This is a genomic window from Salinimicrobium profundisediminis (genome assembly GCF_026241755.1).
Lineage (GTDB): Bacteria > Bacteroidota > Bacteroidia > Flavobacteriales > Flavobacteriaceae > Salinimicrobium > Salinimicrobium profundisediminis.
Map to the genome: position 1 here is coordinate 1 of NZ_JAPJDA010000031.1, position 9,763 is coordinate 9,763.

The window sequence follows — 9,763 nt, forward strand, 5'->3', positions numbered from 1 at the left end:
AAATTTAATACAGGAAGGTGATATTCTGCAACCCGTTAGCCGAAGAAATTAATGGAGTTTCTTCATGTGGGGAATGTGTTACAACGTCCCGAATAACGCAAGTTGCGGCTTGGTGACTTGGATTTGTCCGTTAGAGACTGCTTTTTAAAGGTACTCAAAAATGCCATTTTTGGAAGGTATTCCGCAATTTGTGTTATTCATTGTTATGCGCTGGCCTTTATCTTTTAGTTATGTTATCCATATTCCAGTTGATCCAACAACTTTCCAGGTGCCATTCTCCTTTATAAGGAAATATCCAGTTCCGTCACCATAAACTCCTTCATAGAAATCTACCTGTATATAGACCTCTGTACTGTCATTATTAAAAAGAGGTGTATAAAAATGATAACCCTCTTTTTCATTCCTATCATTTTTATAGGCCAAGTAATAATCTTTTAAGTCAGTTTCCTTTGCCCATTTTTTCGAATTCTCAATTTGTCCTTTCAAATGTTTTAGATCCGCTTCTTTAGAAAAGAAATCTTTGTTTTCAAATCCCGGTTCTCTAATAAACTCATCTGAATTTAAAAAACGAATCAGGTATTCTCCGTCAATGTAAGTTCCGTTTAATGAAGGCGGCGGAGACGGTAGTGGGTGTCCATCTTCTGTATATTCTTTTTCGTGAACCAAAAAAGGCAATAATTTCGAGTTGATAATACTGTCTGGCGTTATAGTTCGATATTCAATCAACGTCTTGAAAATTTGGCTTGTCTCGTCGTGGTTTAGAGTTATGTTGAAATTATCCGAATTCTTGGTGGTCTTTTGTGATTCAGGACTGGTCCGAAAGATCAGGAAGCCAACTACAAAAATAGACAGCAATATGAGAAGTCCGAAAAATGTTCTTTTACGCATATTTCTTTTTTTGGCTTGCGCATAACTCGTTATATGAAAACTAATATAGTGTTTTATCATATTAAAGTTGCGGGATAACAACAGGTTTTTCTGTTCTTTTTACGACCCTATTTTATTCAGGATGTGGTGGTAAAGTGAGGGGAGGGGTTCTTCTGCAGGTTTAAAATTTCGTAAAGAAAAGCTACAATAAAACCACGATGAACCTCAGTAAAACCTTAGTAAAATCTTTCTAGTAACTGACTTCAGTGGGTTTTTGATTCGTGTTTTTAAACCTGTCCAAATCTTTTATCTGGTCCTTATAGTCATTGGGGAGTAGTAGTGATTTGGCAATATGGTCCAGTTTTAAGTACCGCATGATCTTATAGGTTGTTAGCGCAGGTGGTATGATGGGGTTTGAAGTCAGGTGGAGTAGTTCTTTGACCTTTTGTGGGCATACCAGTTCCTGTACTTTTAACAGGAACCAGTAGCGCACAGGGCCAAGATGCTTTTTGTACTGCCGGTAGAGATCTTTGCTGTACCTGCTGTCTTCCAGGTCCTGTTCCAGGTGCTGTTTTCTTTGTGACAGCCAATCATTATAGTTTGGTGGTAAGTCTTCGATTTCCATTGCCTTTCCTACCCGGTAGAAGACGTCCAATACTTCTTGTTTTTCATCTTGAGAAAGTTTCCGCTCCAGTAGTTCATAGGCTCGAATGGAATATCCAATGAGCATAAAAAGTACATCCCGGTATGCCCACTGCGGAATTTTGTTGCCCCGCTGATTTTCTACTCCGCTGTGGATGGCATTGATCCTCTTGATTGCTCCTATTGCCTCGGAATGGGAGAAGAACACGATTTGCCTGGCATAGGTTACGGTTGAAAAGAGCCGGCCTAAAGGATCGGCGGGTAGTTTTCCGGTAAAGTACAGCCAGTCTACTGCTTTGTTTAAAGCAAACTCGGCCGATGCACCTGCAAAAATGACCAGGATAGTATCACTCTTACCCCAAATCTCTCTTACTATCGATTCTTTCTTTACAAAATATTCCATACTTCAGGACTCACCGTTTCTCTCTTTTGTGCAATTTTCCTGCCTGTTTTCCAACTTTTTTATAGACCGTATATCTCCGCAAGATCACTTATTCCGAGGGTAAACCAGAGAATGACAATACCAAGAATGATCTTCAGCGCAACCGGAATATACAATCTGAAATGTTTTTCAAAAGCACGGCTCATGGGTGGCACGAAAATGAGGGCCAGAAAAAGATATATCAAGCCGGGTACAGGGTGTACCAGTATAAGGTTGAGGACACCGAGAGCGACCAACAGCAGACCGAATAACCAGCCGCTCAATTTTGATATGTATTTATGCCAGATCATCTTATTCTTTTAAAATTAGCTATTTATTAATGGATCCTGATCCATTCAATACTATCTGCTCCTGTAAATTTCACAACCATGGTTTTAGTGTGGAAAGGCACAAGACCAAATCGCTTTTCCCGGACTCTTTAGATAATTTGTGTCCACCCTGGTTGGTTCTCCCAGAAGGTTCAATACTTCCGGCTTCTTCAGCTTTCGGAAATTTGTGTCTTTCATAAGATCCTTCAGCATGCTGTCTCTGTAAGGAAAACTGAAACCATCTTTAAAATGCCATTTTTCAGCATCAAAAGATATCGCAGTGGTTTCAGGGATATTTTCCGTAGCAAGAATTGGTTTACAGGAGAGACAGCAGGCGAGGAGCAGGGAGTGAATAAGGATTGCTTCCATACGGTATTAGCTGCCGGCAAAGGGGCTTCCAAATACACCTACGGCTAGTTCGGCCCAGACCAGGAAAAGTACTCCCAGAATGATGGCACAAATGATAAGGCGTTTTTGACTGTCTTTCACCTTTCTTAATATCAATTCTATGATTAGACCAGTGCCATAGAGGAGGATGGCTGCCACGATAAAATCGAAAAGGTCCCAGTTCACTTCCTGGCTGAACTGCATTCTAAGGAGAGGAAGAAGTAAAAGAAAAGTGGCGGCAAGTAAGATAACAGTTAGTCTTTTGGTTTTCATAACGTCTGATTTTTATAGTTGTTTTTGGTTTAGGAATTCCTGGAATCGTTTTAAATATTAAGATCTTTCAGATTATCTCCTCCTAATACAAAGGATGTAGCAGTATAACTAAACATGATCTTCGAAGTATTCTGCTGTAAAAAATGTCGATTAATTTCCGTGGTCGTCATCATGTTCTGGGTTTTATTTATTTTAAAGTACTTTGAAATTCAAAGTACATAGACAAAAAAATTACTTTTGTGATTTGATAAGGTTTTCCAGTGCTGTGAGGTGTTCTTCAAAGGCTTTTCTTCCCAATCTTGTCATTGCATATTTTGTATTGGGTTTTCTGTCAATAAATGCTTTTGTCACTTCAATAAAATGCTCTTTTTCCAGCGCTTTTAAATGACTGGCTAAATTCCCATCTGTCACCTCGAGGTAATCCTTGAGAGAAGAAAAATCAAGCGTATCATTCACAGCCAGGACCGACATGATGCCGAGGCGTATCCTGCTCTCGAAAGCCTTATGCAAACCATTTATAGATATTTTCACCTTTCGTACTTGTAGTTCACGTAAATGCCATATATGATATGCAATATTCCGAAGCCAACAGCCCAAAACATCAAGCTATACTGTGTAAAATATATTGCCAGCAGCCCCAGCACCAGCTGGGCAATGCCAAAATATTTTACATCGCTGAAGGTGTAATTTCCGGCATTGTAGAGCGCGAGGCCATAAAAAATCAGTGTAACAGGTGCCAAAAATGCCAGCAAACCTTTGGCTAAAAATATCAGTGAGATAAGCCCGCCGGTAACCAGCGGAACAGCCATACTTTTAAGCATGCTCTTTGCGGCTGCATTCCATACTCTCTCCCCGCGTTCCCGGCCTTTGCCAACTGAAAAAAAGACTGCAGTTGTGATAGCCAAAAGCAGGACTAAAGTTCCTGTTAGTAAAAGGCTTAACACCTGTTCCTTTGAAGCAGTTTTGTACAGGAGAGACTCTTGTTGATCAAAAATCCCGTGTACAGAATAAACACCTGCTAAAGCATATACACCTGCCAATACGCCCGAAACCCCGCTAAGGGAAAGGAACTTTGTAGAGCGCTCCATGATAGACCGTATCTCCCGAAGGTCTTGCATATAATCTTCTTCAGTCTTCTTCATTTAAAAAGTACTTTGATTTTCAAAGTTAGTGAATAATTTCAAATCTTCAAGAGGAAAATGTATGAGCTGGGGTTTTAAATTTTTCAGAAATCCGGTGCTGACGAAAATTTGGGTCGTATTATAACAACAGTTATTGATGCTGATTGAGTTTAAGCATAAAAAAAGGTGCTGCTTTCGCAACACCTTTCAAAAATGTCATTTTTGAGACCTTTTAAAGTTCGATGGTCTGTAGCCTGTCTGGCCCTACTGAAACGATTTTTACCGGGATCTCCAATTCTTTTTCAATAAAAGAAATATAATCTTTCAGTTCAGTTGGCAATTGGTCTGCCGAGCTTAGTTGAGTGAGATCCTTCTCCCAGCCTTTGAAATGGGTGTAAATGGGAGTTACATTCTCATGTTCAATATTGTATGGCAGGTGGGTGATCTCTTCGCCACGATAGTTGTATGCGGTACAGATCTTCAAGGTGTCAAAACCGCTCAAAACATCGGCTTTCATCATGATGAGTTGGGTAACGCCACTTACCTGTACTGCATATTTTAATGCTACCATATCAAGCCATCCACAACGGCGGGCTCTTCCGGTAGTTGCACCAAATTCTTTACCAACACGTCCCATGGTCTCCCCATCTTCGTCAAAAAGTTCGGTAGGGAAGGGGCCACTTCCAACGCGGGTGGTGTATGCTTTAAATATTCCGAAGACTTCCCCTATCTGGTTTGGAGCAACTCCAAGACCCGTACAGGCTCCTGCCGCGGTAGTATTTGAGGAAGTAACAAACGGATAGGTGCCAAAATCAATGTCGAGTAAAGATCCCTGGGCACCTTCAGCAAGAATAGTTTTTCCGCTTTTTTGAGCCTGGTACAGGTATTCTTCACTATCAATAAACTGCAGCGATTTTAGGGTTTCTATAGCCTTAAAGAATTCGGTTTCAAGTTCACTAAGGTTGTATTGTACGTCTACGTTGTAGAAGCTTATCATAGCCTCATGCTTGTCGGCCAGGGTGCGGTATTTTTCTTTCCAGTCGCTTAACTCAAGATCTCCAACTCTAATTCCGTTACGGCCGGTCTTATCCATATAAGTAGGGCCTATTCCTTTTAACGTAGAGCCAATCTTGGCCTTGCCTTTTGAAGCCTCACTGGCAGCATCCAGCAAACGGTGGGTAGGTAAGATTAAATGTGCTTTCCTGGAGATTACAAGTCTGTCTTTATAATCTACCCCGGCTTTGCTCAGGTTATCTAATTCTCTCTTAAAGATAACAGGGTCTATTACCACGCCATTTCCTACAAGGTTTAACGCATCTTCGTGAAAGATGCCCGAAGGGATGGTGTGAAGTACATGCTTTTGACCATCAAATTCTAAGGTGTGCCCTGCATTTGGGCCTCCCTGGAAGCGGGCGATGATGTTATATTGTTTGGTGAAAACATCTACTATTTTTCCTTTGCCTTCATCTCCCCATTGTAATCCAAGAAGTAAGTCTACTGCCATAAAAATTCAGGTTATTCGGTTGCTTTTTTGTTTCCGTAAAAATATAAGGAATGATTGTTAATCTGTATATCAAACACTTCTTCTATTGTTTGCTTGATAGCCTGTACCCGTGGATCACAAAACTCGATCACCTCACCTGTATCGGTTAAGATAATATGGTCGTGGTTACGGTCAAAATATGATTTTTCGTACTGGGCCTGGTTGTTGCCAAACTGGTGTTTTCGCACAAGTCCGCACTCCAATAGCAGTTCAATGGTATTGTATAATGTAGCACGGCTCACGCGGTACTTTTTGTTCTTCATTTTGATGTAGAGCGACTCTATGTCAAAATGTTCTTCGCTGTTGTAGATCTCCTGCAGGATGGCGAAGCGCTCGGGAGTCTTTCGATGTCCCTTCTCTTCCAGGTATTTGGTAAAGACATTCTTTACTACTGCCTGGTCATTTTTGTTCACTACTTTCTTGCTCATGATATGGGTGCAAAGGTATAAGATTATTCACGTGTCACCTTATCTATACCGTTTATTTTTTTGAGGTGTTCAATGAGTTTTTTAAGAAGGCTGTTGTTCTTGACCACAACCGTGATCCTGCCCGTAAAAATGCCGTCCTGGCTATCAAAATTAATATTTTTAATATTGGTATTCATGTTGTTGGAGATCTCACGGGTCACGTCGTTCACCAGGCCAATATTGTCTATTCCTGTTAGCTTGATCACCGCCTTGAACTCTTCCTGGGTAGAATCTTTCCATTTAGCCTGAATGATCCTGTAGGCAAAATTGCTCTGTAGCTGGATGGCATTGGGGCAGTCTTTTTTATGGACTTTAATACCCTCGCTTACCGTAATAAACCCGAAAACATTGTCTCCCGGAATAGGGTTACAGCAGTTGGCCAATTTATAGTCGAGAATTTCTTCATCGCGCCCAAACACCAGCTGGTCATATTTTGCAGTGATCTCATCGCGGTCAATGTCCTCAACCGTGTCCTGTTTTCTTATCTTATTTTTAAAGAAACTTACCAGGGCGTTGCTGCGTGAGGCTGCATAGTCCTTCAACTTCTGGTTGTCTATAGTGCCCACCCCAACCCTGTAAAAGAGGTCGAGACTTGTTTTTAGCTTAAAGAAGATTACCAGTTCATTGATGGTCTTTTCATTAAACGGGATCTTTTGGGCCCGTAATTTTCTTGAAAGAATGGCTTTTCCTTCTTCGGCGATATTCTTCTTTTCCTCTTTAAGGGAAGATTTAATCTTGGCCCTTGCCCGTGCCGTAGTGGCATAGTCGAGCCAGTTGGAGTTGGGCTTTGCTTTTTCTGAAGTAATGATCTCTACCTGGTCGCCGGTTTTAAGTGTGGTGCTTAGCGGCACCAGTTTACTGTTCACCCTGGCACCACGAGTGCGCAAACCAATTTCTGTATGTATGCTGAAGGCGAAGTCTAACGGGGTAGCTCCCTTCGGAAGGGATTTTAGTTCCCCCTGTGGTGTAAATACAAAGATCTCTTTGGAATAAAGGTTCAGCTTAAACTGCTCTACAAAATCTACTGCGTTTACTTCCGAATTTTCCAGGGCTTCCTGAAGTTTGTTTACCCATTCATCAAGGCTGTCTTCCTGGTTGCCCTGCTTGTATTTATAATGTGCGGCATATCCTTTTTCGGCGATCTCGTTCATTCGCTCACTGCGAATTTGCACTTCCACCCATCGGCCTTTAGGTCCCATTACAGTAATGTGCAGGGCCTCATAACCGGTCGACTTTGGGGAGGAGATCCAGTCGCGCAGGCGGGTAGGGTTGGGTCTAAAATGATCGGTCACGATTGAATAGATCTTCCATGCCAAAAACTTCTCATTGGCAGCATCACTTCCGTAGATGATCCTTACCGCAAACTTGTCGTATACCTCGTCAAAAGTGACATTTTGGTTCTTCATTTTTCGCCGTATCGAGTAGATCGATTTTGGCCGTCCCTTGATGGTGTACTTCATATTTTCCCTGTCGAGGGAATCCTGAATCACCTTAGTGAATTCTGCAATGTATTTGTCCTGCTCTTCCTTACTTTCCCTAATTTTCTGAAGGATCTCGTTGTAAACTTCAGGTTCAGTATATTTTAGTCCCAGGTCTTCAAGTTCGGTTTTGATGTTGTACAAACCAATACGGTGGGCCAGGGGAGCGTAGATGTAAAGTGTTTCTGAAGCGATCTTTTCCTGTTTGTCTGTCCGCATGGAATCCATCGTCTGCATGTTGTGCAGTCTGTCGGCGATCTTAATAATAATCACCCTCACGTCATCATTCAGCGTAAGCAGCATTTTCCTGAAGTTCTCGGCCTGCAGGGAAACATCTTTATCATGTTCAAGGTTAGAGATCTTGGTAAGCCCGTCTACAATTCGCGCTACGGTATCACCAAACGTCTGCTGAATGTCTTCAAGAGTAAAGCTGGTGTCTTCTACCACATCATGTAAAAGGGCAGCAGCAATAGATGTCGCGTCAAGCCCAATTTCCGAAGCAACAATTTTGGCTACGGCAATGGGGTGAAAAATATAAGCTTCGCCCGATTTGCGACGCTGATCTTTATGGGCATCTACCGCCACATCAAAAGCCTGCCGAATGAGCTTTTTATCATCATCGGTAAGGGTTTGGTAGCTTATGCGCAGCAGTTCCTTGTACTGCTGGGCAATGTCTTTGTTTTCTTTTTCTATAGCGGCTTCCGTCATGATCTAAAAATACAATTAAGATTGAAAACAGGCAATTTAATTACCTTTCAAGATTCCTGAACCGTTTGTACAATGGCGGATGAGAGTAATGTACAAAAACATAAGCAGGGTGCGGGGTAAGATTGCTTAAGCTGTTTTTTGACAGCTTCTTTAATCCACTAATCAAAGGTTGTGCCTTATAGGTTTGTTTCGCAAAATTATCGGCCTGATATTCAAACTTCCGGGAGAGATAGTTCATGATGATCCCGGTAAGTTCAGAAATAGGGCTGTACAAAATCCCGAAGGCTACCAACCCTATGTGAAACCCTGGATTTTCCACTCCCAATGCTTCCGAAAGCAACGGGTTGCCCACAAAGAGAGACAAAATCCAAAGGGTAAACCCTGTGCTTAAAATGCTTATCACCATGTTGATGATGATGTGGTTCTTCTTGTAATGCCCCACCTCATGTGCCAAAACCGCAACAATCTCCTCGTCCTGCAGGTCGTTGATTAAAGTGTCGTAAAGGGTGACCCTTTTTTCATTCCCAAAACCCGAAAAATAGGCATTGGCCTTAGTGCTTCTTTTTGAGCCATCTATTACAAAGATCTTTTCGAGAGTAAAACCTTCTTTCTGGGCATAGGCCTCTATCTTATTCCGCAGGGAACCTTCGGAAAGTGGAGTTTGTTTATTGAAAAGCGGAACTATTAATCTGGCGTAGAACATATTCAGAAAGATACTGAAAGCCGCCACCAATATCCATGCGTACCACCAGAAGTTACCGCCTGCGAACTGGTAGAACCACACTATTAATGCCAGTATGCCGCCGCCAAGAACGATCATCATTCCCCAGCCCTTTAGCTTGTCTAAAATGAAGGTTTTGGGAGTCGTTTTATTAAAACCGAATTTTTCTTCAATTACAAATGTGTGGTACCACGAGAAGGGAAGAGATAACAGGTCGCTCCCGAGCATAATAATGCCGAAGAAGATCAGTGCTATTAAAATAGCGTTATCTGAAACTGATCGTGCAAGAGTATCAACAAAATCGAAGCCATCGAGGAAAAGGAACAGCAACAATACCACCACCGAAAATGTAGAGGAAACCATCGCGAATTTGTAGTTTGATTTCTTGTACCGCTGTGATTTCTCATATTCCTGCTCGTCAAAAACATCTTTAAGCGAATCGGGCACAGGATCATTATAGTGTTTGGCATTCAAGGCATCCAGGATCTTATCGACTAAAAAATCAATAATGATGATGCCTACAATGATCCAAAAAAGAGTATTTGCTGTCAAATTTGTTGTTTTCGGCTAATATAAGCAGAATCTTTATTGAAGAATTAAGATTTAAAGGGACAAAACTTTTGTGAAAAGTGAGAGTGGAAAGTTGTGCGTTCAGGATATAGATTGACCACTAAAGTCAACTTATATGAAATCTAATTTTTCACCTTAAGAAGAAATATTCTTATTACCGTCCCTTCCTCCGGAGGGGTGCCTGCAAGGCGGGGTGGGTTTTGGTTCGGAATTGTAAGTTTGGGAGGTTTTGATCT

Annotated in this window: 11 protein-coding genes; all 11 read right to left on the reverse strand. The window is 41.6% G+C overall.

All coding sequences use genetic code 11. From position 1 onward, the window contains the following. Positions 1-228: 228 nt before the first annotated feature. Positions 229-666: a hypothetical protein gene (locus OQ279_RS15670; protein ID WP_266070956.1), complete on the reverse strand. Its 438-nt coding sequence runs from the start codon at positions 664-666 to the stop codon at positions 229-231. Between the two features lie 451 nt (positions 667-1,117). Continuing rightward, entirely contained in the window at positions 1,118-1,912 is a 795-nt protein-coding gene (locus tag OQ279_RS15675; RefSeq protein ID WP_266070958.1) for an oxygenase MpaB family protein, read from the reverse strand. A 59-nt stretch (positions 1,913-1,971) separates the two neighbouring features. Next, the gene (locus OQ279_RS15680; protein ID WP_266070960.1) at positions 1,972-2,241 is read right to left on the reverse strand and encodes a hypothetical protein; all 270 of its coding nucleotides are present in this window, start codon (positions 2,239-2,241) and stop codon (positions 1,972-1,974) included. Positions 2,242-2,325: 84 nt separating this feature from the next. Further along, complete coding sequence (locus tag OQ279_RS15685) at positions 2,326-2,628, reverse strand: hypothetical protein (protein ID WP_266070961.1); 303 nt, start codon at positions 2,626-2,628, stop codon at positions 2,326-2,328. A 6-nt stretch (positions 2,629-2,634) separates the two neighbouring features. Continuing rightward, positions 2,635-2,919 carry a hypothetical protein gene (locus OQ279_RS15690; protein ID WP_266070962.1) on the reverse strand — a complete coding sequence of 95 codons (285 nt, stop codon included), beginning with the start codon at positions 2,917-2,919 and terminating at the stop codon, positions 2,635-2,637. Between the two features lie 231 nt (positions 2,920-3,150). Continuing rightward, positions 3,151-3,450, reverse strand: coding sequence for a winged helix-turn-helix domain-containing protein (locus OQ279_RS15695; protein WP_266070963.1), 300 nt, complete (start codon positions 3,448-3,450; stop codon positions 3,151-3,153). Then, positions 3,447-4,061, reverse strand: a complete 615-nt coding sequence (locus tag OQ279_RS15700) for a hypothetical protein (RefSeq protein ID WP_266070964.1) — start codon at positions 4,059-4,061, stop codon at positions 3,447-3,449. Before OQ279_RS15700 ends, OQ279_RS15695 begins: the two co-directional genes overlap by 4 nt. 211 nt (positions 4,062-4,272) lie before the next feature. Beyond that, entirely contained in the window at positions 4,273-5,544 is a 1,272-nt protein-coding gene (locus tag OQ279_RS15705) for an adenylosuccinate synthase (RefSeq protein WP_266070966.1), read from the reverse strand. 11 nt (positions 5,545-5,555) lie between these two features. Next, the gene (locus OQ279_RS15710) at positions 5,556-6,011 is read right to left on the reverse strand and encodes a Fur family transcriptional regulator (RefSeq protein ID WP_266070967.1); all 456 of its coding nucleotides are present in this window, start codon (positions 6,009-6,011) and stop codon (positions 5,556-5,558) included. A 23-nt stretch (positions 6,012-6,034) separates the two neighbouring features. After that, positions 6,035-8,236 carry a RelA/SpoT family protein gene (locus OQ279_RS15715; RefSeq protein WP_266070969.1) on the reverse strand — a complete coding sequence of 734 codons (2,202 nt, stop codon included), beginning with the start codon at positions 8,234-8,236 and terminating at the stop codon, positions 6,035-6,037. 40 nt (positions 8,237-8,276) lie between these two features. Then, entirely contained in the window at positions 8,277-9,509 is a 1,233-nt protein-coding gene (locus OQ279_RS15720; RefSeq protein WP_266070970.1) for a M48 family metallopeptidase, read from the reverse strand. Positions 9,510-9,763 lie beyond the last annotated feature (254 nt).

Bases quoted from the DNA above. Each gene is read 5' to 3' on its own strand.
- OQ279_RS15675 (WP_266070958.1), bottom strand. From the start codon at position 1,912: ATGGAATATTTTGTAAAGAAAGAATCGATAGTAAGAGAGATTTGGGGT.
- OQ279_RS15680 (WP_266070960.1), bottom strand. From the start codon at position 2,241: ATGATCTGGCATAAATACATATCAAAATTGAGCGGCTGGTTATTCGGT.
- OQ279_RS15685 (WP_266070961.1), bottom strand. From the start codon at position 2,628: ATGGAAGCAATCCTTATTCACTCCCTGCTCCTCGCCTGCTGTCTCTCC.
- OQ279_RS15690 (WP_266070962.1), bottom strand. From the start codon at position 2,919: ATGAAAACCAAAAGACTAACTGTTATCTTACTTGCCGCCACTTTTCTT.
- OQ279_RS15700 (WP_266070964.1), bottom strand. From the start codon at position 4,061: ATGAAGAAGACTGAAGAAGATTATATGCAAGACCTTCGGGAGATACGG.
- OQ279_RS15705 (WP_266070966.1), bottom strand. From the start codon at position 5,544: ATGGCAGTAGACTTACTTCTTGGATTACAATGGGGAGATGAAGGCAAA.
- OQ279_RS15710 (WP_266070967.1), bottom strand. From the start codon at position 6,011: ATGAGCAAGAAAGTAGTGAACAAAAATGACCAGGCAGTAGTAAAGAAT.
- OQ279_RS15715 (WP_266070969.1), bottom strand. From the start codon at position 8,236: ATGACGGAAGCCGCTATAGAAAAAGAAAACAAAGACATTGCCCAGCAG.